Source organism: Microcystis sp. T1-4 (assembly GCF_000297435.1).
In the GTDB taxonomy this organism is placed as follows: Bacteria; Cyanobacteriota; Cyanobacteriia; order Cyanobacteriales; family Microcystaceae; genus Microcystis.
The window spans coordinates 1-20,790 of sequence record NZ_CAIP01000147.1; the positions used below are offsets into that span (position 1 = coordinate 1).

The following is a 20,790-nucleotide window of genomic DNA, read 5'->3' on the forward strand; positions in this document are numbered from 1 at the left end:
AAATATACAGATAAGTTTTTTGAAAAGTGGAAAGGAGGCACTCGGCACATCCCCCCGCTTCCCTCTAGGGTGGGGACTTCCCGTGCCATATTTTGTTAACGCTTCATCGCTCGCGCCATATCCCGTTGATCCTGACGACGTTTCAAATCTTCGCGTTTATCGTGTAATTTCTTGCCTCTACCGAGGCCAATGCTGATTTTTACCCAACTACCTTTAAAATACATCTTTAAAGGCACAAGAGTTAAGCCTTTCTGTTCCACTTGACCGATGAGTTTGCTGATTTCCTTTTTGTGCATCAACAATTTTCTCGTCCGGCGCGGATCGTGATTAAAATATTCGCTACTCTGTTCGTAGGGGGAAATATGAACATTAATTAACACCGCTTCACCATTGCGGACTAAAACGTAACCATCCCGCAGGTTCACCTTACCGGCGCGCACAGATTTAACCTCTGTCCCCAGTAACTGCACCCCCGCTTCAAAAGTCTCTAAAATCTCGTAGAGATGGCGTGCTTGCCGGTTGTCACTGATAATTTTGATTTTGTCGTCTTGATTAGCCATATAGTCAAGTGAAAAGTGAAAAAGCTGTTGGGTGTTGGGGTGTTGGGGTGTTGGGGTGTTAGGGTGTTAGGGTGTTAGGGTGTTAGGGTGTTAGGGTGCTAGGGTGTTGGGGTGTTAGGGTGTTGGGGTTTTAGTTGAAATTCCCCATTTCCCCATTTCCCCACTTCCCCATTGCCCCATGCCCTATCTTACTCGCTCTTTTGCTCTCTCTGGACTGACTGCTTGCCGCTCTTTGGTAATCACCGGCCTTGTCAGGGGGAACCAGAAGGGGGAAAATGAGAGCAGTGTTAAATTTTTATGAAGTTTGGTTCTGTGGATAAAATTCGCACCGTTTCCGATAGTAAGCGTGATTTTTATACTCGCCACACCCGCCCCATCAATTCGGTGTATCGGCGCGTGGTTGAGGAATTATTAGTCGAGATGCACCTGCTCTCCGTTAATGTAGATTTCCATTATGATCCAATTTATGCCCTCGGTGTGGTTACTTCTTTCGAGAAGTTCATGGAAGGCTATCGTCCGGGGGAGGATAAACCGAATATTTTTAATGCTTTGTGCCAAGCGGTTAACGGTAATCCCGAAGTCTATCGTCGTGATGCCGAAAATATGATCGCTATTGCCAAAGAAACTAATATTGATTCCTTGCTCTCCCAACTGCAAAACCAGGCTCTAGGTGGTGACAATCAGTTGTCGGATAGTCTAGTTTCCCTGATCAACGCGCCTAAGTTTAAGTATAGTCGCCTGTTTGCCATCGGTCTCTATACTATTTTAGCGGAAGCACAACCGGACATGATCAAGGAAAAAGAAAAACGCGAACCAATTTTGCAAAAGTTCTCAGAAATTCTCCATCTCTCCGGCGAGAAACTGCAAAAAGACCTCGATGTTTATCGCGGTAATCTTGATAAAATGGATCAGCTGCTCAAGGTGATCGAAGATGCCCTAGAAGCAGAAAAGAAAAAACGTCAACAAAAAGAACAGGAAAAACAAACCACCCTGCAATAAAGGCTCTCAACCGGAAATTACCGCGTGCAGACAAGGGAATGGGGAACAGAAAAAGGATTAAATCGGCTCTCTTTCTTTACTGTTCCTTCTGACCTCGTTCTACAATTAGGATCGGCAACCCTTAATATTTATTTCCCGTGACTAACTCCTCCATCACCGCACCCGTAACCGATATTTTGGCAAAAGCGCGGTCAGGGGCAAATTTATCGGCAAAAGAAGCGATTATCTTGCTAGAAACTACCGATAACCGTTTAATTGCCCAGATTCGGGAAACGGCCGACTTTTTGCGTCGTCAACAGGTGGGAGATACCGTCACCTACGTGATCAATCGCAACATTAATTTTAGTAACATTTGCGAGCAGCATTGCAGTTTTTGTGCATTCAGACGCGATGAAAATGAAGAGGGGGCTTTCTGGCTTAATTTAGAGGAAATTATCGCTAAAGCGGCGGATGCTGTCCGTCGTGGGGCCACAGAAATTTGTATGCAGGGAGGATTAAACCCAAAAGCCAAGATTAAGGGTAATTCCTTAGACTATTACATCGAAATTGTTAAAAACCTGAAACAAGCTTTTCCCAACCTGCATTTACACGCTTTTTCGCCCCAAGAAGTCCAATTTATCGCTAGAGAAGACGGTTTAAGTTACGAAAAAGTTATCGCTTCCCTGCAAGAAGCAGGAGTCAATTCTCTACCGGGGACGGCTGCCGAGGTGTTAGTCGATGAGGTAAGACGGGTAATTTGTCCAGAAAAAATCGATGCTGCCACTTGGTTAGAAATAGTCGGTACTGCCCATCGCTTAGGATTACATACCACCAGTACCATGCTCTGCGGTCATATTGAAACCCCTAGCCAACAGGTGCAGCACCTTGAAAAAATTAGAAAACAGCAAGAAATCGCCCTAGAAAATAATTATCCAGCTAAAATCACCGAATTTATTTTATTGCCTTTTGTGGGACAATCAGCCCCCAAACCCCTGAGAAATCGAGTCGGACGAGATCAACCAATTTTAGCCGATACATTAAAATTAACGGCAGTGGCGCGGATTTATCTGGGCAATAGCATTAAAAATCATCAACCCAGTTGGGTAAAATTGGGCTTACAGGGGGCGACAGAAGCCTTAAACTGGGGTTGCAACGATCTCGGTGGCACTCTCATGGAAGAACATATTACCACTATGGCCGGGGCCGTGGGCGGTACTTGTTTGACCGTCGAGGAATTAGCAACGGCGATTAAATCCCTCGATCGCCCCGCCCGTCAACGGGATACAATCTATTAACTAGGGTTGGCTGAATAAATGTGAAATATAGGCAAGGTAAGGGTTTTGTGGCTTTTCTTGCGAAACGGGTGCAAGGTTTTGAGAGAATCGTGCTTCAAAACCTTGCCTCTTTATCGGCGATCGCGTCCTGTAGGGGCGAAGCATTCGGGCAATAACCTATCGCTGAAACCGTAGATTTCCTATCCTAATGCTTCGCCCCTACTTTTTCAGCAGACCCTAAGTAGGGTTTGCTGAAAGAGTTTTTGTAGCTTAATCAAGCCCAACAATCTCCCCCTTGCCGGCAATCACTTCGCCGATTTGGTAGGCATTAATCCCAGAGGATTGTAGTTGATTAATAGTCGATTGCGCCAGATCCGATGGGACAATGATCACAAAACCGATACCCATATTAAAAGTATTAAACATGGCTTCGGAATTAACCGATCCCATCTGGGCTAACCAGTGAAAAATCGGCAAAATTGGCCAACTTTCGCGGTAAATCTGCACAGAATGCCCTTTACCTAAGCAGCGGGGCAAATTTTCCGGGATGCCACCCCCGGTAATGTGGGCCATGGCGTGAATATCTAACCCAGAGCGCAGCAGTTCCAGCACAGGTTTAACATAAAGTCTAGTGGGAGTTAACAAAACTTCACCTAAGCTAGAGCCGGTCAAAATTTCGGGGCAATCTTGCCAATTTAAGCCCTGGGTGTCGATAATCTTACGAACAAGACTAAAACCGTTACTGTGAACCCCACTACTGGCTAAACCGATAGCCACATCGCCGATTTGCACCTTACTGCCGTCGAGTAATTGACTTTTTTCGACAATACCGACGCAAAAACCCGCTAAATCGTACTCTCCGGCCGAATAAAACCCCGGCATCTCCGCCGTTTCCCCTCCCAAAAGAGTACAACCACTATCACGACAGGCCCTAGCGATTCCCGATACCACCGCCGCTAACTGTGACGCTTCCAGTTTACCAGTGGCGAGATAATCCAAGAAAAATAAAGGTTCGGCCCCAGAGGTTAAGACATCGTTGACGCACATGGCCACGAGGTCAATTCCCACCGTATCATGGCAATTGAGACTATGGGCAATTTTCAGCTTGGTTCCTACGCCATCAGTTCCCGATACTAACACCGGTTGCCGATAACCGGAAGGTAACTGAAAATAGCCCCCAAAACCGCCTAAACCGCCGATAACTTCAGGACGGAAGGTACTTTCCACATTTTGGCGAATTTTGTCGACAAAAGCGCGTCCCGCTTCCACATCCACGCCCGCTTCTTTATAATCCATGCCCAATTGACCGATTGTATCTCTCAAATTTTACCCAGATTTCGGTCCCATGGGAATTATAAATTGTGAATTATGAATTGGGAAGTGGGGAGGAAAGGGTGCGTGAGACGGCCAAAATTGCTGCTTTGACTCGAGGGTGACAATCCGTTGTAACGCAGCACCTATCATCGACTCATCGACTAAGTAGCCGGTTACAATTAAAGATAAAATGCAAAGAATCAGAAGTCTGCGCCACTATCTAACAATTAATTGAGATTACTTAATTAGGAGTTTAGCAAAATGTCTAACGAAACGGTCACTTATTCCCTTGAGGCTGTCTTGACAAGGATTGAGGGGAAAATCGACTTTTTACAAAGAGATGTCAACGAGCGTTTAAACAAGCTAGAGATAGGACAATCAGAATTAAGAGGGGACATTAAAGCTTTAGATGAGCGACTAACCGCAGAAATTAAAGGGTTAACTGCAAGAGTCGCTTATCAGGAGTTTACCAATCGGGGGATTCTGATAGCTTTGGTTGTTGCCATTTTAGGAGGAGCGGCCAAAATTTTTGGTTTTCTCCCCAATCCTTTACAGCGATCGCATAATGTTTGCAGAAATTAACGCCCAATTGAAACGGCTAAAAAATTAAAATACTTGATCGAATGTCTTTTCTGTCAATCTTCTTGGGGATATTTTTCCCAAAGATCCGTGATTTGGCGAAGACTTTGGAAGTTGCCATTACCGAGGATCAAATGATCTAGGAGAGGAATGGCTAAATAGGTAGCCCCCTGTAATAATTGTTCTGTGAGTAAAATATCGTCTTGACTAGGCACAAGTGACCCGGTGGGGTGATTATGGGCGATAATTAACTTAGTAGCTGATTGTTTAACCACTTCTCGAAAGATTTCTCGCGGATGTACCAGTGTTTCCGTGGCTGTGCCGATAGTAATCACTTTGAGTGCGATTAACTGATTTTTGACATCGAGTAAAATAACGGCGAAACGTTCCTGAGACTGATACATTAGTTCGTGGCCAAGGATAGCGGCAGCGGTATCAGGACTATCGATGACCATTTTTTCCGTCGGTCGTCGTTGAAAAGCTCGTTTTCCCAATTCGATCGCCGCTAGAATAGTAGTGGCCTTAGCCGGTCCAATGCCATGAATAGCGGTTAATTCCTGGGGGTGAATATCCCTCAAAACGTCCAAAGGATCCCGACGATATTTACTCAATTCGTTGAGAATATGCTGTCCTAAACCCACCGCCGAGAGTTTGCCTTTACCTTGACCTGTAGCCAGTAAAATCGCTAATAATTCGGCGTTACTGAGGTTTTTCGCCCCGACACTGATTAAACGTTCCCTTGGTCTTTCACTGACGGGAATATCGGCAATTCTTAAGCTGTAGGTCATGGAAGTGGCAAGCTACCGCGATAAAATTCCATCATAATCGCAATTTTAGTCAGTGCCTAGAGGGATTTGGCCGGTTCAGGGGGAAAAATTCTCCTCACTGATAGCGAATTCCCGCATCTTCGAGGCGCTGTAAAGCTTCCCCTAATCGCGGGATATCGGCAATTAAACTGACGCGCACATAACCTTCCCCTCCCTCTCCAAAAGCATTGCCCGGAGTGACAACAACACCAGTTTTTTGCAGGACACTGAGGGCAAAATCCGTGGAAGTCATACCGACGCTACAGGGGACCCAGAGATACATTGTCGCCTTAGAGGGGGGAATATCCCAACCTAATTGTCCCAAACCTTTGATTAAAAAATCTCGTCGCTGCCGGTATCTTTCCTGTACTTGTTTGACGTATTCATCCGGCAGTTGTAGGGCGGTTTCGGCCGCTTTTTGGATAACGGAAAAGATGCCATAATCGAGATTGGTTTTCAGGGTGCGTAACCCTTGAATAATATCGGAATTGCCCACGACAAAACCGACGCGCCACCCGGCCATATTATAGGTTTTCGAGAGGGTATGAAATTCGACACTAATCTCTTTTGCCCCCGGAATTTCTAATAAACTGGTGGGCTGATAACCATCAAAACTCAATTCAGCATAACAGAGATCGTGGACGAGCATAATCTCATAGTGCCGGGCCCAAGCAACGATTCTTTCAAAAAATTCCCGGGGGGCAATGGCGGCGGTGGGGTTACTGGGATAGTTAAAATAGAGGATTTTCGCCTGTTTAGCCACATCTTCGGGGATAGAATCGATATCTATCAGCCAATCCTGTTCCGCTTTTAAAATGATCGGGTATAGCGTCGCCCCGGCAATCAAGGGACCGCGAAAATGGGCGGGATAGGCGGGACTGGGAACTAAGACCACATCGCCGGGGTTAACATAAGCTAGGGCGAGGTGAGATAGGCCCTCTTTGGAACCGAGCAGGGGTAAAGCTTCGTTATCGGGATTGAGTTCCACACCATAAGAGCGATAATACCACTTAGCGATCGCCTCTCGGAAACTGGCGGTTCCTTCAAAGGGTGGATAACCGTGAAATTGGGGGGTTTCAAAAGCTTGAATGGCCGCTTCGATAACTGGACGCGGGGCAGCACCGTCCGGATTGCCCATACCTAAATCGATTAAATCTAGTCCTTCTTTGCGGGCTAAGGCTTTTAATTCATCCAAGCGGGCGAAAACGTAGGGGGGTAAGGCACTTAATCGCTTGGCGCGGCTATTCGTCCAATTTACACTCATTACTTCTTGGCTTACTGATCGAGGTAATCTACCATTATGGCACGAGTGTATGGCTAATTTAGCAGTTAAGCTGTTCGTAATTTAAATTGCTTGTTGAGACGAGGCAAGAGGCAAGAGGCAAGAGGCAAAAGGATAATTTTCCCTTTAACCTTTCGCTTTTTCCCTACATTTGCCGAAAATTTTTTGATTTATGCAAGAGAGCTTTTTTACTGCTTCAGTATGACTGGAATTGCCCGACATCGGAGATGGGGAGCCAAACTAAGGTAATCTGATTAACAGAGGCCCAAAATTACTGATTAGCCCCAGCATTACCCCCATTCTTCTGGATTATCGGCCGGTAAGTCCTGACTCCTCACTCCTCAATTCTTTTGTCAAATATGACTGCGATTGCTGTTCAGATAACTTCTATTTTACCCCCCGACACGACGGTTATTGCCTGGCCACAAGTGCCAAAAGAGGAACAAGAAAGATTATCAAGGGCAATTAGGGGCAAAAGTCCTGAAATTATAGTCTATCCCGCTAATACGGCCGCTTTAGCCTCTCTGGTGCGTTTTGCCAACGAAAATCGTCTGTCTTTATTGGCCTACGGTCAAGGCAGTAAATTAGATTGGGGTGGATTAGTCGAGTCGCCGGATATTTTAGTCAGTACCCAAAATCTCAACCGGATTATTGACCACGCTAGGGGAGATTTAACTATAACCGTGGAAGCTGGGCTTAAACTAGCAGATTTACAGGCTTTTTTAGCTCCTAGCGGTCAATTTATTCCTCTTGATCCCAGTTTCGCCCATAATGCCACGATTGGCGGTATTATGGCCACGGCCGATGCGGGAACATGGCGGCAAAGATACGGTGGAGTCCGGGATCTGATCCTAGGATTCTCCTTTATCCGTCACGATGGCGAGATTGCTAAAGCCGGAGGGCGTGTGGTGAAAAACGTGGCGGGATACGACATGATGAAGCTATTTACGGGTTCCTACGGCACTTTAGGGATTATCGATCAAATTACCCTGCGACTCTATCCCGAAACCCCTAACTCAGAAACCCTGATAATTAGAGGAAATAGCGAAAATATTAGCAAATTGAGTCAAGTTATTCGGCAATCGTCCCTAACTCCCACCGTGGCTGAATGTTTAAACCCAGGGATGACGCAAGCACTAGGATTAGGGGAAAAAGTCGCTTTACTGCTGCGTTTTCAAAGCATTCCCGAAAGTATTAGCGAACAATCGCAACAGGTGAGTTATTTAGGACAACAGTTAGATTGTCAGACTAATTATTATCGGGATGAGGAAGAAATTTCTCTATGGCAAAGATACCGAAAAACAATGGATAATTATGACCAAGAGGGCAATTTTTTCGGCAAAATAGGATTATTACCCAGCAATTTAGCTCTAGTGATCGACCAAATTAACGGACTAGCCTCGATTAATATTAGTAGCGGCGTGGGTAAAGTTATCTTAAAATCGGAGGAAAATCTTGACAAAATTCGCTCTTTATGCCATGGCAATCAGGGTTATTTAACGGTGTTAACCGCACCTCCATCCCTAAAAGAAAAAATTGAACCTTGGGGTTATACAGGTAACGCAATTACCATGATGAAAACCATAAAAACTAAATTCGATCCTCAAGGTATTTTTAGTCCTGAACGCTTTCTTAACAAAATCTAATTAAAAATTATGCAAACCTCCGAACATTCCCTTAACTTTCAAGAATTAATCGACCAAAAAAGTCAAGGATTTGACCCCAAGAATCCCCCTGCCCAAGAATTAATCGATAGTTGTGTTCACTGTGGTTTTTGTCTATCTACCTGTCCCAGTTATCGAGTCATTGGCAAAGAAATGGACTCCCCCCGGGGCAGAATTTATCTGATGAATGCCATCAATAAAGGGGAAGCGGTTTTAGACGAAACCACTAGCCAACATTTTGATACTTGTTTAGGCTGTTTAGCCTGTGTTAGTACCTGTCCATCGGGAGTACAATACGATCAATTAATCGCCGCAGTTCGTCCGCAAGTGGAACGCAATCAACCCCGCAGTTTTAAAGATAAAATTATTCGTTTTCTCATTTTTAATCTCTTTCCCTATCCCGTCCGTCTCAAATTATTTTTACCTTTCCTCTGGTTATATCAAACCCTGGGATTACAAACCCTAGTCAGGAAATCGGGTATCTTAAAAATGCTCTTTCCCCGTCTAGCGGCCATGGAATCGATTCTACCCCAAATTACTCTAAATTCTCTGTTTAAAAACTATGCCGATGTTATTCCCTCCCAAACGGAAAAACGCTATCGGGTGGGAGTAGTTTTAGGTTGTGTGCAGCGCCTCTTTTTCTCGCCGGTAAATGAAGCAACAGTGCGGGTTTTAACTGCCAATGGTTGTGAAGTGGTTATCCCAAAAATCCAGGGATGTTGTGCCGCTTTACCCGCACACCAAGGACAGGAAAAACAAGCACAAAGTTTAGCCAGACAAATGATAGATAGTTTCGCAGCAACCGAGGTTGATTATATTATTATCAATGCGGCGGGTTGTGGTCATACTCTCAAGGAATATCATCATATTTTAGCCGATGATCCTGAATACAAAGATAAGGCTAAGGAGTTTGTGGCTAAAGTACGCGATGCTCAAGAATTTTTAGATGCAGTGGGGTTAACTGCTGATTTATCGCCGATTACCGAGACAGAATTAACCCTAGTTTATCAAGATGCCTGTCATCTTTTACACGGACAAAAAATCTCGGTGCAGCCACGGCAATTATTGCAAAAAATCCCCAATATTAACTTAAAAGAACCTATCGATGCGGCCCTGTGTTGTGGTAGTGCCGGAGTTTATAATATGCTACAGCCAGATACTGCCGATCAATTAGGTCAGCAGAAAGTACGCAATTTATTAAATACTGGGGCCGCGGTGATTGCTTCTCCTAATCCGGGTTGTTCCCTACAAATTAAAAAACATCTACAATTACAGGGCAAAGATACACCCGTTATCCATCCTATCGAATTATTAGATTATGCGATTCGCGGGCTGAAAATTTCCTAGTTCATCCCCGTTTTATCTTAATTTTCGGTAATTTTCTCGATAGTTCGTCCTTACTGTCACCTAGATTTTTGATAGAGGGGTTTCATCTCTCCTCTGTTATTACTCGGTAAAAATAGCATCAAGAAAAATCTAGGGAACAATATTGTTCCCCCTTCAATCTTAGAATCCAGTTCACAGAAAGATGCGGTTAGGAGCAATCAGACTCAACTATTTACTAAGACAATTTACTTCTGTTTCCCCATGGCAAGGTTCGGGAAAACCCTGGACTTAAAACTGGTCATATTTATTTCCTAATTCAAACTAAACCATAAATTTTTTTTTAGGAGAAATCAATAATATGGAATTAAGGGCCGAAACTAGCAACTTTAGTCAATCAAGAAAGCTTTTCTTATATATATTAAAAATCTTCATCATTTGGAGAGGAACACTTTTACTGATGCACCTAATCGGACTCAGTTTTAGTCAGATGAATGAATCTTCATCTCCTCAAGAACCTTTTTGGCATTGGTTTCCCGATAATCATTATTTGGATTCTTTCTTTCGTTTTGATAGTTCTTGGTATAACGAAATTATTCAGGGGGGATATTCATACAATCCCGAAAAACAATCGAACGTTGCTTTTTTTCCTCTCTATCCTATTTTAGTCAAAGCAATTGCATTTTTAACTTCCTTAAGTGTGCCTATTTCTGGTCTTTTGGTTTCTAATTTATGTCTAATACTTGCCTTGATTTTTGTTTATAAAATTAGTAATATTTATCTAAATAAAAGAGGCTGTGAAAAGGTTTTAATTCTTATGTTGGTTTTTCCTACCTCCTTTTTTTATAGCTGTTTTTATACAGAAAGTTTATATTTGCTAACCACCGCTGCTTGTTTTTATTTCTTTCTGAATAAGAAATACTTTTGGTCTGGATTTTTTGGATTTTTTGCCAGTTTAACTAGAGTCACAGGAGTAATAATTTTTCTGGCTTTTGCTATCGAATTACTCTGGAAATATTTAAAGAAAAAAGAACTGCCCAAGAGAGAAAGTATTTTCCTCCTATTAATACCCTGTGGGTTAATCGCTTATATGGTATTTTTAGCTTGGAAATTCAACGAACCTTTGGCATTTGTTAAAATTCAGGATCTGTGGGCTAGAAATGAGAGAGTATTTCCTTTAATTACTTTAATCAACTACTGGAAGAATATCAATTTTATGTTTCCCAAAGATGCCAATAATGCAGTGAGATTCCTAGATACTTTTTTCAGCTCCTTTTTTTTAGGTATCTTGCTATTCTCTATCATTAAAAAGCCTCTCAATATTTCCCTATTGATTTTTGCCTTTCTGAGCATTTTTTTACCTTTAAGTACAGGAACAACACAATCAATGATGAGGTATATGATGACAATATTTCCAATATTTATTATTCTTGGATATTGGAGCCAAAAAAATCGTTATTTTTATGGATTTATGTTATTCTTCTTTACCTATTTTTTATCAATTCTATTTCTTTGGTATGGTAATTGGGGCTGGATAACTTAGTTGCTCGTGCAGTTGAGTAAAATTACCCTAACTAATCATGCTAACATAGCTCTTTGCTCAAAGAGAGTCGATTGATTTGTTCAAAAATATCAACTAGATAGAGAATTATTGTCATCATAAATTAGAGTTATGATCAAAAATGTTACTCACATTCCCGAATATGTATATCGGTCAATAAAATCAATCACAATTACAGGATAAGCGTTTAAATGCGATCGAGATTGGCTTGATTTTAATACAAAAATACTGCACATTGATCATCATCAGTTCCTGAACAGAAGCAAAAGAAAACCCCACAGACAAAGACCTTGTAATGATAAAATCGACAATGGCGACAGCTTGGCCATTAGTATTTTTTGCGTCGGACTAGCAGGAGATAAAAGCGTGACCTTTAAGATTGGTTTACTCGGTTTCGGGGTTGTGGGGACGGGAACAGCGAAAATCCTCCTCGATCCTTTTGGTCGTCATCCCGTACTCAAAGAGATTACCATTGGACGGGTGGGAGTTAGATCCCTAGATAAACCCAGAGAAATCGAGCTTTCTCCCCAGCTGTTGACCACTGACCTAGAATCGATCGTTACTGACCCCGAAATTGATATTATTGTCGAATTATTGGGTGGTTTGGAACCGGCACGCTCTTTAATTCTCCAGGCAATCGCATCGGGAAAGCACGTTGTTACGGCAAATAAAGCAGTTATTGCCCGTTTTAGCGATGAAATCTACGCCAAGGCCAACGAAAAAGGGGTTTATGTCCTCCTAGAAGCGGCCGTGGGTGGTGGAATTCCCGTCATTAAACCCTTGAAACAATCCCTCGGAGCTAATCGCATCAGCAGCATTATGGGAATTGTCAACGGCACAACTAACTATATTCTCACGGAAATGAGCCAAAAAGGGGCAGATTTTAGTGAAGTTCTGGCCAAAGCTCAGGAATTAGGCTATGCAGAAGCGGATCCCACTGCGGACGTGGATGGATTCGACGCGGCCGATAAAATCGCTATTTTAGCCTCTCTGGGTTTTGGAGGTCGGGTAAAACGGGAAGATGTTTACTGTGAAGGTATCCGGCAAGTTAGCGCCGTCGATATCGCCTACGCTGATAGACTGGGATTTGTGATTAAATTATTAGCGATTGCGAAAGACACGGTTAAGGAAGATGCCGATACTTTAGAGTTGCGGGTTCATCCAACCCTAGTCCCGAAAACCCATCCCCTCGCTAATGCTAACGGAGTCTATAACGCTATTCTGGTCGAGGGGGAACCCCTGGGACAAGTGATGTTTTATGGACCGGGTGCCGGTAGCGGACCGACGGCCAGCGCGGTAGTATCGGATGTGATGAATATCGTCGGAATTTTAAAAAGTAGTGGCAAAACCAAGGAACTTGACCCGCTTTTAAGCTGTGTTCACCAGCATTATTGTCAAATCGCTCCGATGGAGGATTTATCGACCCGTTTTTATGCTCGTTTTCTCTGTCGCGATGTGCCGGGGGTAATCGGTCATTTAGGTATGGCCTTCGGTGACCATGGGGTTAGTCTAGAATCCGTGGTACAAATTGGTATTAGGGGTGATTTAGCCGAAATTGTCGTTGTCACCCACGATGTGCGCGAGGGCAATTTCCGCAACGCTTTAGTGGCAATAGAGTCTTTAGAAGCTATTGACAGTATTCCCAGTATTCTCCGGGTTTTGTAATTAAGAAATCGGTTTTTTTATGGTCATGGGTCGGAGAATCAGAAGCGAGAAAAGTTGGCTAAGTTTGACTAGCACAATTTTGTTTTTTTGTCTAGGTTTTTTGGGCTTAAATCAAAAATTAATTTTTGCCCAAGGGTCTGATAATGTTTGTCCCCCACCGATTTTATCAAGGTTACAACGCCATAGAATCCAAGCGGGAGAAACGATCGCCTCCATCGCCGAAAAATACGCTCTTATCCCGGCAACGATAATTAAACTCAATCCGACTATTCTCAAAAATGGTTTGGCCCCGGTCGGGAAAGAAATCTTTATTCCCCCGATGAACGGCATTCGCATCGAAGCACCCAAGGGTTCCACTTGGCGCGATTTAGAAGCGGCCTATGGTATTCGTGCCGATATACTCTTTGAGCTTAACGGTTGTGGTCGCCGGCCGACAATAGTTTTTATCCCCGGCACCAATTGGTCCGCCGCCAGCAAGCGATCGGATTATACTGGATTAAGTTCTTATCCCTTACCCTTTGCCAGCACTGTCGGATTAGCCTACGGTTGGCAAAAAAGCCCCACGGAACAGAAAAATCTTTTTCATAGTGGTATTGATCTTCTCGCAAATGTTGGTACACCTGTTCTAGCCGCCGAGGATGGTCTAGTGATTTATGTGGGTCAGGAAGGGGCCTATGGTAATTTGGTAGTAATTAATCATTTAGGTCGTCGGCAGACCCGTTATGCTCATTTAAGCAGGGTTACAGTGAGAATTGACCAACGGGTACGAGCAGGAGACGTTATCGGTGCGGTTGGGACCACGGGACAACCGGATATTATTCCCCCCCATCTTCATTTTGAGGTGCGCTTAGATACTCCCGTCGGTTGGACAGCGCAGGATCCGGCTTTGCATTTGCCCCAAATTGGCCCGCAATCAAGTCAAAAGTAAACGGTTAAGTGGGATTAAGTAGTTGGACAAAAGTAAAGTTAACTGTGGGGTAAGGAGTCAGGAGTCAGGATTCAGTAGCCGGTCGTTTCAGGCTTTGTTGCCCTCTTTTTTTGTACCAGTTTGTGTACTGAATAATGATAATACAAGGTTTTTGGCTCTCTTATTCTTTGTATGATAAGTTTAACTTATATAGTAGCGATCAGTCTTTGTGTCCTTTGTGTCTCTGTGGTTCTTTCCACTCACTGCCCCAAGACTGTATCTTAGACTACATTTTACCCACCAAACCTAAGAGAGCCAAAAATCCCCCTCTTTGGGGAGAAGGGGAAAAGCCAACCCAAGATTAACCCTGCACCATCACCGAGGCAGCGGCAGCCACACCGGCGCCGGGGGTGACACCTTCGACACCTAACTCGATTAAAGTCGCTTCAATGGCAGCGATAACCGTGAGGATATCCCTCTCACTGGCAAAACCTAAATGACCGATACGGAAGATTTTACCCTTGAGATGATCCTGACCACCAGCGAGAGCGATGTCGAACTTTTTATTGAGAGTCGAACGAATTTTTTCCGCATCCACCAGAGTGGGGGCCACCGCAGTAATCGCCGTGGAAGCCCAGGAATCCGCCGCGTAGAGGGGCAAATTCAGGGCGCGCATACCGGCCCGCGTCATCTTCGTTAAGCGTTGGTGACGGGCGAAAATTGCCGCTAATCCCTCTCTTCTCATCATTTGCAGAGAAGCTTGTAAACCGTACATCAGGTTAACTGGAGGGGTAAAGGGGGAACTATCCTCATCGGTGGCTTTTTTGTATTTGCCCAAATCTAGATAAAAACGGGGTAGTTTGGCGGTTTCGTAGGCTTTCCAAGCTTTTTGACTTACGGAAACAAAACCTAAACCGGGAGGAATCATATAACCTTTCTGGGAACCAGAACCGACCACATCTAAACCCCATTCATCGATGGGAATATGATAGGCTCCTAAACTGGTGACAGCATCGACGATGATTAAAGCTTCCCCGTGGTCTTTTACCGCTTTGTTAATGCTTTCCAAGTCATTGAGGACCCCAGTGGAAGTTTCCGAATGGGTGATAATTACCGCTTTGATGGCTTTTTCCTTGTCTTCGGTCAGTTTAGCGGTGAATGCTTCTGGATCTAGGGGTTTACCCCATTCTGCCTTAATGATATCCACATTTAAGCCGTAGGCTTTCGCCACTTTCGCCCAACGTTCCCCAAATTTACCATTATCCCCCACCAAAACTCGATCGCCGGGGCTGAGAAAATTAATAATTCCCGCTTCCATGACACCGGTTCCCGAAGCGGTTAGCATTAAGACATCGCCACTGGTTTGATGCAACCATTTGAGATTTTCGGTTAATTCGGCGATTACCTTGCTAAAAGCACCCGTCCGATGACCGATGGGTGCTTTAGCCATAGCCAATAATACCGCTTCCGGCACTGGTGTGGGGCCGGGAATCATCAACATATTTTTATTTTCCATGGTTCGTCCTCTCTCGTTGGGCCATATTTAACAAAGATAAAAAACCAAATCTCGATCGCATCAATTCTGAGGGGATGATTTAAGATTCGGCAAACTCTGATTATATCCCGGCAGATAGCCTTGTCAGGAGTCAGTATTCAGGAGATAGGGTGATAGGGTTTTGGGGTGATAGGGTTTTGGGGTGATAGGGTGATGAGACAGCTTCCCCATCTCCCCAATTCCCCACTTCATAATTCATAATTTATAATTCATAATTCCCTCTCCCCACTTCCTAACTCCTATTCCCGATTTTCAAAGAGTTTCTGGATACCTGCGGCAGGATCGGGCAGTTTTACCAAAGATTCGCCGATTAGAACCGCATTTGCTCCCGCTTGCTTCACTTTAGCCAGATCTGTTGCTGTGTGTAATCCCGATTCGCTGACGATCAGAATACCTTTTTCTCGCACCTTTTCGCCCCTGGCTTCTAGTAATTGGCGAGTATTGTCTAAATCGACTGTAAATGTCTCTAAATTGCGGTTATTAATGCCGATTAGTTCGATTCCCTCAATGGCTAACACTCGATCGAATTCGGCCAGACTATGCACCTCTACCAAAGCTGTCATCCCTAAACCCTTGACAATTTTGACAAAATATGCTAGGTCTTGATCGCTTAAAATAGCGGCAATTAAAAGGACAGCATCGGCTCCTTTAGAGCGAGCGTAGTAGATTTGATAGGGATAAAGGATAAATTCCTTGCATAATAGGGGTAAAGATACCGCTTGCCGGACGAGGGTAAGATTTTCGTAACTACCTTGAAAAAACTTACTATCGGTTAAAACCGATAAACAAGTGGCTCCTCCCTGTTCATAGGTACGGGCGATCGCTACAGGATCAAAATCTTCGCGGATAACTCCCTTGCTAGGAGAAGCTTTTTTGACTTCGGCAATCAAAGCGGGTTGGGTTTTACCCTGTTTTAAGGCAGCTAAAAAGTCGCAAGGTGGCGCAGTATTAGCTATTTTTTTGCGTAATTCCAATAAAGGCAACCTTTCGCGCAATTTATCGACTTCGATCTCCTTATGCCAAACGATTTCTTCTAAAATATTTTGTGGTTGTGCCTCCGGCACTTTCACCACATAACTCAAACTCTCAACTTTGACGGCAGGATTGGGGTGTTTTCTTCGGATCTGCATTTTTTCACTGTCCAGAGTGTGAACAGTGATTAGTTTAACAGTGATTAGTTATCGGTAATTGAGATAGAGACGCAGTTAACCACGTCTCTACAGATATTTATCTATAACTTTTGTGGACATTCCCAGTCTTCACCTAAAGGCTATTGCATAGCTTCGATCGAACGTTCTAAGATTTGATCTTGACGTTTTCCTTCTTCTTGGCGATTTTCAGTTAACAAAACCCGCGCTTTCGCAGTTTCTGCCTCTCCTTCCCCCAAAAGCTCCCCTGTACGAGTTAAGACATTTTCTTCGAGCATTCCTTCTGCTTGTCGTTCTTGGGTTAGATTGAGACGCGCTTTTTCTTCAATATTCATAAATTTATCCTTGCCACAGGTGCGATCGACTTCTACCTTTAGTCTGACACAAATTTAGTATTCCGTATTATTAACTACAGAAAAATTTAGAATCTTACTGGCGAAACTGAGATTTAGGTATTTGTTCTCATTCCTTAAATGGACAGGGATCGATCGACCTCAAGCTATACAATAAAACCTATGGAACAATTCCCCAGCTTAATCAAGCTTGTATATCGGGGTAATAAGTAGGGAGGCACAATTATTTGTAGGATGGGTTAGCGGTAGCGTAACATAATCGGGCGTTGGGTTTCATGCTTCAACCCAACCTACGTTCATCTTATATTTAATTCCACCCACCCACTTAATTATCGATTGCCTAAACCAAGAGATTTCTTGACAGTATCCGATTCTATCGTAATATCCTATTTGCAGAGCTTATGACCAAAGGTAATTTAAACGATCTCATCCGTACAGAAGCTAATAAAGAGGTAGAATCCCAAACCTCTCCTTCTCCCAAACGTTCTAAGGAAACAAACGCCACCCTACAGGCAAAAATTAACGACTTGACGGCAGAGTTAGAAAAAACCGAGAAAAATGGGCAAACTCTCCAAGAAAAAGTTATTTCTCTGGAAAAAGAACTTAAAGAACAGCTGGAACTCTCTGTCAGGTTACAGCAGTTACAACAACAGACCGAGCAGTTAGAATCTGTCCTCTCGGAAAAAAACACTTTGGTGGCAAAATTATCGAGTCAATTAAGTCAATCCCAGACGGAATTAACCGAGAAAAAACAGTTAATTGAAAAACTATCGAGTCAATTAAGTCAATCCCAGACGGAATTAACCGAGAAAAAACAGTTAATTGAAAAATTATCGAGTCAATTAAGTCAATCCCAGACGGAATTAACCGAGAAAAAACAGTTAATTGAAAAATTATATAATCAAATTAAAACCCTAGAAAATAGTCCCACTCCCACCCCTGAACCGTCGCCAATTACCAAACCTGCGCCGAAGAAACCCAGTCTTTATAACTTTGAAATGGCAACTTTGGCCCGTTATATTGCCCCCAATCCTACCCCGACAGAGTTAACGGATTCCGAAATCGGTTGGTTCGATTAATTATGGTTAGTAAAAATCAAGAACAACAACATCCACAGGAAAGACTCGATCGCCCGATTGTTGATCAGCTGCTGCAATCAGAACCCAATGATTTAAACTTAGCTGAATGCGCTCGTTTACGCATACGTTATCAAAACTTTCCGGGGGCAAGAGAAATCCAAAGAGATTTAGATTTAATCCTAGAAAAATGGCAGTTAGATGAAGCTAGTTTATGGGCAAAAACTCGACAACTGCACAGTCACGGACAAGTGTATCAAATTCGCCAAAGCGAGGAGCAACAGGATTGGAGTTAAATTAAGCTATAGGGTTGAAAAAAACACTTGTTCCCTTTCACCTTATCTCAGAAAATAATATTATTGTAGGGGCGAATTGCCTTCGCCCTCTTTTAATAACTGCTGTTGCTCACCTATAGGTGAGAGAACGTCACAAATAGGAGATGCACCAAAAATAAAACCTATAATTTGATTTTATCTAACAATCTCTGAAACGGATTTTTTGGTTTGCTTGCTGGCGGATCTGCGGGGGGATTAGGATCATCTAGATAACGATAATATTTCCAGATATCCCAGTAGGGACATCCCGGTTCAATATGAATTCCTGCCCAATGTAAATATTTTAAGGGCTGATTTAATCTCGGATCGATTAAGATATTCCCCTGAGATTGAAAATGAGAACTTCCCGCCCAATTTCCCGCTTGACAACCCGGGGCGCGGATAATATTAAACCGATTGGGAACTCGTTTGAGAATGGTATAATTAATAATCGGTTGATCGGAGGTTTTTTGAGAAAAATCAAAATATTCTGGATGAGCGGCACATTCTTGAAAAGCACCATATAATTCCTGTTCTGAGAACAGATTCTTTTTACTAGCCCAAAAACCACCGTTAAACATTCCAGTTAGATCATTTTCTGTGAAGATTGCTTGTTCTAAAACAATCGGATTAAAGACATCAGCAATACCTTTTTTGTGTTGGTAATCACAGCAGAGAAAATCGTAGGTATCGAGAAAATTTAGATTATCTATTATTTTTTCAAAAACTACGATATCGGTATCGATATAAAGAAATTGATCTAATTCTCCAAACCAACACACCTGCTTGCGAAATTGATTGGGACGAGCAAAGAATTTTTCTCCAAAAATATCATAGATTTTCTGTGCCAATTTTTCCACTAATTGCAGATCGGGATAGAGAATAACGCCATATTTTTCTGCCAATAAATCGGCAATTTTTTGATAATTATTGTCGTAGGGAATCAAGATGACGGGAGAATCGGGATCGTACAAACGAATACTATTCATTAATGCGATCGCCTGCTCGATAACTCGGTCATTAGCGGTAATGTAAATTCCTCGCTTCATAAATATCCTCGGGGTAAGAGTTAGAAATAATTATATAGCAGTTATCTTAATGGTGAAGTAGAAAGTTTTCTTTTTGGGGAGTCAGCCATCAGCTTTTTTCTCCCGATATCCCTGTTCACTGATAACTGCTCACTGCTCACTGCTCACTGCTCACTGATAACTGAATAGTCGATCGATCTTTCTCTGTCAAAAAGTTGATGCGTTTACTTAAACAGTTTTTTCTTAAGTTTAGCCAGAGAACTCTGCATCCATAATTTTTTAAGTCGCAGGGGTTCTAAACCTTCTATATCAGCCGGATAGCGTTTTTTAATATCAAAGAAATCATTAATTTCTCTTAAAATTGTTTCAAAACGTGGTAGTAATTTTTCAGGATGATAATCATCGATAAAATTAGCCGGTAAAGAATTAACGGGAAAATTACGGGCATAATTAAGAATACGTTCCAGATCGTATTGAGTGGAATAAGCCCCGATTTTTTGACAATTGAAACCGGGATCGAGATAATCGGCTAGGGCGCTATTAACGCTAGAAAATACCGTACAACCACAGGCTAAAGCTTCTAGGGGTGGTAAGCCAAAACCCTCCGTTAAACCGTTTACAGCCCAATATTCAGCCGAATCGTAGAGATAAACCCGACTGCGATTGAATAATCCCACTAAATCCTCTACATAGCTATCTAAAACCTTAACGCGACAGTGGGGACGGAGGGCGGGAACTAGACGATTGAGAAGATACTTTGAGGATTTGCGCCCCTGTACTAGGACATCGATATCCCTTTGTAAGCCTAAATTGAGAAATTCTGAGCCAATTTGATTAGGAAGATAGTAAATCAAAGCATTAGGGGCTTTTTCTCCCCAATAACCCATAGTATTACGGCTAACGGTGATAATTGGTATGCCGGAGGGTAAACGGAAGCCGTAACCTGTACTATGGGCATGATAGATGATATTCTGCGATCGCAATTTTTGCACCAGTTTAGGAAGATCAAAACCCCAGCTAACCACAAAAATACTGTCATCTGAGTTTATTTTCGCGAGTATATCCTCTAAAAAAGGATAATTTAACTCTTTTTGACGATAAGTCACAATCTGGGCGGTACAAATTTGACTAGCCAAATTGACGGTTTTCATTTCTGCCCACAGTCCACCCCCACCAAAAGGAGAAGTAGTACCGGGCAAAAGAAAATAGAGGTTTCTCATCAGGATAATAGAAGTTTTGGTTAAGCGATAGTTTGGAGACTTGGCTATTCTATACTTAATTATTAAGGTGTGGGGTATCTAAAGGCAATAGTTGATCGAGCATAAGTGTAATTACTACTAAATAAATTTTTTAGCCTTGAGTCGGCTATCAAGAGACTTAGCTAGTTAATTACAAATTCTGCT

General features: G+C 42.9%; 19 protein-coding genes. 10 read left to right on the forward strand and 9 right to left on the reverse strand.

Going from position 1 to position 20,790, the window contains the following annotated elements:
- Positions 1 to 95: 95 nt before the first annotated feature.
- Positions 96 to 560 carry an SsrA-binding protein SmpB gene (gene smpB / locus MICAI_RS08895; protein WP_004162719.1) on the reverse strand — a complete coding sequence of 155 codons (465 nt, stop codon included), beginning with the start codon at positions 558 to 560 and terminating at the stop codon, positions 96 to 98.
- Between the two features lie 312 nt (positions 561 to 872).
- Here smpB and psb29 point away from each other — a divergent pair, with 312 nt between their 5' ends.
- Positions 873 to 1,559 (forward strand): photosystem II biogenesis protein Psp29, encoded by a 687-nt coding sequence (gene psb29, locus MICAI_RS08900; protein WP_172456621.1) that lies wholly within the window; start codon positions 873 to 875, stop codon positions 1,557 to 1,559.
- A 137-nt stretch (positions 1,560 to 1,696) separates the two neighbouring features.
- Positions 1,697 to 2,833: a 7,8-didemethyl-8-hydroxy-5-deazariboflavin synthase subunit CofH gene (cofH, locus tag MICAI_RS08905; RefSeq protein ID WP_008200626.1), complete on the forward strand. Its 1,137-nt coding sequence runs from the start codon at positions 1,697 to 1,699 to the stop codon at positions 2,831 to 2,833.
- Between the two features lie 249 nt (positions 2,834 to 3,082).
- On the opposite strand, the gene purM is transcribed toward cofH, so the two are convergent.
- Positions 3,083 to 4,108, reverse strand: a complete 1,026-nt coding sequence (gene purM, locus MICAI_RS08910; protein ID WP_008200628.1) for a phosphoribosylformylglycinamidine cyclo-ligase — start codon at positions 4,106 to 4,108, stop codon at positions 3,083 to 3,085.
- A 279-nt stretch (positions 4,109 to 4,387) separates the two neighbouring features.
- On the opposite strand from purM, the gene MICAI_RS08915 reads away from it, so the two are divergent.
- Positions 4,388 to 4,708, forward strand: coding sequence for a DUF4164 family protein (locus tag MICAI_RS08915; protein ID WP_008200630.1), 321 nt, complete (start codon positions 4,388 to 4,390; stop codon positions 4,706 to 4,708).
- Positions 4,709 to 4,761: 53 nt separating this feature from the next.
- Here the strand turns inward: MICAI_RS08915 and radC are convergent, their stop codons facing one another.
- Together radC and MICAI_RS08925 are read right to left on the reverse strand one after the other, a co-directional pair.
- Positions 4,762 to 5,493 (reverse strand): RadC family protein, encoded by a 732-nt coding sequence (gene radC / locus MICAI_RS08920; protein WP_002753303.1) that lies wholly within the window; start codon positions 5,491 to 5,493, stop codon positions 4,762 to 4,764.
- A 94-nt stretch (positions 5,494 to 5,587) separates the two neighbouring features.
- Positions 5,588 to 6,775, reverse strand: coding sequence for an aspartate aminotransferase (locus tag MICAI_RS08925; protein WP_008200632.1), 1,188 nt, complete (start codon positions 6,773 to 6,775; stop codon positions 5,588 to 5,590).
- Positions 6,776 to 7,152: 377 nt separating this feature from the next.
- Here MICAI_RS08925 and MICAI_RS08930 point away from each other — a divergent pair, with 377 nt between their 5' ends.
- From MICAI_RS08930 to MICAI_RS08950, 5 genes are all read left to right on the forward strand, one after another.
- Positions 7,153 to 8,439 carry an FAD-binding oxidoreductase gene (locus tag MICAI_RS08930; protein ID WP_008200635.1) on the forward strand — a complete coding sequence of 429 codons (1,287 nt, stop codon included), beginning with the start codon at positions 7,153 to 7,155 and terminating at the stop codon, positions 8,437 to 8,439.
- 9 nt (positions 8,440 to 8,448) lie between these two features.
- A complete protein-coding gene (locus tag MICAI_RS08935) occupies positions 8,449 to 9,804 on the forward strand; it encodes a (Fe-S)-binding protein (protein ID WP_008200636.1) in 1,356 nt (451 codons plus the stop codon).
- Between the two features lie 337 nt (positions 9,805 to 10,141).
- A complete protein-coding gene (locus tag MICAI_RS08940) occupies positions 10,142 to 11,323 on the forward strand; it encodes a hypothetical protein (RefSeq protein WP_008200639.1) in 1,182 nt (393 codons plus the stop codon).
- 384 nt (positions 11,324 to 11,707) lie between these two features.
- Positions 11,708 to 13,006, forward strand: coding sequence for a homoserine dehydrogenase (locus MICAI_RS08945; RefSeq protein ID WP_039899902.1), 1,299 nt, complete (start codon positions 11,708 to 11,710; stop codon positions 13,004 to 13,006).
- A gap of 19 nt (positions 13,007 to 13,025) precedes the next feature.
- Entirely contained in the window at positions 13,026 to 13,934 is a 909-nt protein-coding gene (locus MICAI_RS08950; RefSeq protein ID WP_008200646.1) for a LysM peptidoglycan-binding domain-containing M23 family metallopeptidase, read from the forward strand.
- A 340-nt stretch (positions 13,935 to 14,274) separates the two neighbouring features.
- On the opposite strand, the gene MICAI_RS08955 is transcribed toward MICAI_RS08950, so the two are convergent.
- The 3 genes from MICAI_RS08955 to MICAI_RS08965 all read right to left on the reverse strand — a co-directional run bounded on the left by MICAI_RS08955 (position 14,275) and on the right by MICAI_RS08965 (position 16,951).
- Positions 14,275 to 15,429, reverse strand: coding sequence for a pyridoxal-phosphate-dependent aminotransferase family protein (locus tag MICAI_RS08955; RefSeq protein WP_008200649.1), 1,155 nt, complete (start codon positions 15,427 to 15,429; stop codon positions 14,275 to 14,277).
- 278 nt (positions 15,430 to 15,707) lie between these two features.
- Positions 15,708 to 16,598, reverse strand: a complete 891-nt coding sequence (gene trpC, locus MICAI_RS08960; protein ID WP_008200651.1) for an indole-3-glycerol phosphate synthase TrpC — start codon at positions 16,596 to 16,598, stop codon at positions 15,708 to 15,710.
- Positions 16,599 to 16,738: 140 nt separating this feature from the next.
- Positions 16,739 to 16,951, reverse strand: a complete 213-nt coding sequence (locus MICAI_RS08965; protein WP_008200653.1) for a hypothetical protein — start codon at positions 16,949 to 16,951, stop codon at positions 16,739 to 16,741.
- Between the two features lie 419 nt (positions 16,952 to 17,370).
- Between MICAI_RS08965 and MICAI_RS08970 the strand changes: the two genes are divergently transcribed.
- Together MICAI_RS08970 and MICAI_RS08975 are read left to right on the forward strand one after the other, a co-directional pair.
- Positions 17,371 to 18,048 carry a hypothetical protein gene (locus MICAI_RS08970; RefSeq protein WP_008200656.1) on the forward strand — a complete coding sequence of 226 codons (678 nt, stop codon included), beginning with the start codon at positions 17,371 to 17,373 and terminating at the stop codon, positions 18,046 to 18,048.
- 2 nt (positions 18,049 to 18,050) lie between these two features.
- Complete coding sequence (locus MICAI_RS08975) at positions 18,051 to 18,341, forward strand: DUF3288 family protein (protein ID WP_008200657.1); 291 nt, start codon at positions 18,051 to 18,053, stop codon at positions 18,339 to 18,341.
- A gap of 161 nt (positions 18,342 to 18,502) precedes the next feature.
- On the opposite strand, the gene MICAI_RS08980 is transcribed toward MICAI_RS08975, so the two are convergent.
- The gene (locus MICAI_RS08980) at positions 18,503 to 19,408 is read right to left on the reverse strand and encodes an Npun_R2821/Npun_R2822 family protein (RefSeq protein WP_008200659.1); all 906 of its coding nucleotides are present in this window, start codon (positions 19,406 to 19,408) and stop codon (positions 18,503 to 18,505) included.
- A gap of 203 nt (positions 19,409 to 19,611) precedes the next feature.
- The gene (locus MICAI_RS08985; protein ID WP_008200661.1) at positions 19,612 to 20,607 is read right to left on the reverse strand and encodes a glycosyltransferase; all 996 of its coding nucleotides are present in this window, start codon (positions 20,605 to 20,607) and stop codon (positions 19,612 to 19,614) included.
- Between the last annotated feature and the right edge of the window lie 183 nt (positions 20,608 to 20,790).

Coding starts and splice junctions, on each gene's coding strand:
- MICAI_RS08925 (WP_008200632.1), bottom strand. CDS start 6,775: ATGAGTGTAAATTGGACGAATAGCCGCGCCAAGCGATTAAGTGCCTTA.
- MICAI_RS08935 (WP_008200636.1), top strand. CDS start 8,449: ATGCAAACCTCCGAACATTCCCTTAACTTTCAAGAATTAATCGACCAA.
- MICAI_RS08915 (WP_008200630.1), top strand. CDS start 4,388: ATGTCTAACGAAACGGTCACTTATTCCCTTGAGGCTGTCTTGACAAGG.
- trpC (WP_008200651.1), bottom strand. CDS start 16,598: ATGCAGATCCGAAGAAAACACCCCAATCCTGCCGTCAAAGTTGAGAGT.
- MICAI_RS08970 (WP_008200656.1), top strand. CDS start 17,371: ATGACCAAAGGTAATTTAAACGATCTCATCCGTACAGAAGCTAATAAA.
- MICAI_RS08975 (WP_008200657.1), top strand. CDS start 18,051: ATGGTTAGTAAAAATCAAGAACAACAACATCCACAGGAAAGACTCGAT.
- MICAI_RS08950 (WP_008200646.1), top strand. CDS start 13,026: ATGGTCATGGGTCGGAGAATCAGAAGCGAGAAAAGTTGGCTAAGTTTG.
- smpB (WP_004162719.1), bottom strand. CDS start 560: ATGGCTAATCAAGACGACAAAATCAAAATTATCAGTGACAACCGGCAA.
- MICAI_RS08985 (WP_008200661.1), bottom strand. CDS start 20,607: ATGAGAAACCTCTATTTTCTTTTGCCCGGTACTACTTCTCCTTTTGGT.
- MICAI_RS08940 (WP_008200639.1), top strand. CDS start 10,142: ATGGAATTAAGGGCCGAAACTAGCAACTTTAGTCAATCAAGAAAGCTT.
- purM (WP_008200628.1), bottom strand. CDS start 4,108: ATGGATTATAAAGAAGCGGGCGTGGATGTGGAAGCGGGACGCGCTTTT.
- MICAI_RS08965 (WP_008200653.1), bottom strand. CDS start 16,951: ATGAATATTGAAGAAAAAGCGCGTCTCAATCTAACCCAAGAACGACAA.
- MICAI_RS08930 (WP_008200635.1), top strand. CDS start 7,153: ATGACTGCGATTGCTGTTCAGATAACTTCTATTTTACCCCCCGACACG.
- MICAI_RS08980 (WP_008200659.1), bottom strand. CDS start 19,408: ATGAAGCGAGGAATTTACATTACCGCTAATGACCGAGTTATCGAGCAG.
- MICAI_RS08955 (WP_008200649.1), bottom strand. CDS start 15,429: ATGGAAAATAAAAATATGTTGATGATTCCCGGCCCCACACCAGTGCCG.
- radC (WP_002753303.1), bottom strand. CDS start 5,493: ATGACCTACAGCTTAAGAATTGCCGATATTCCCGTCAGTGAAAGACCA.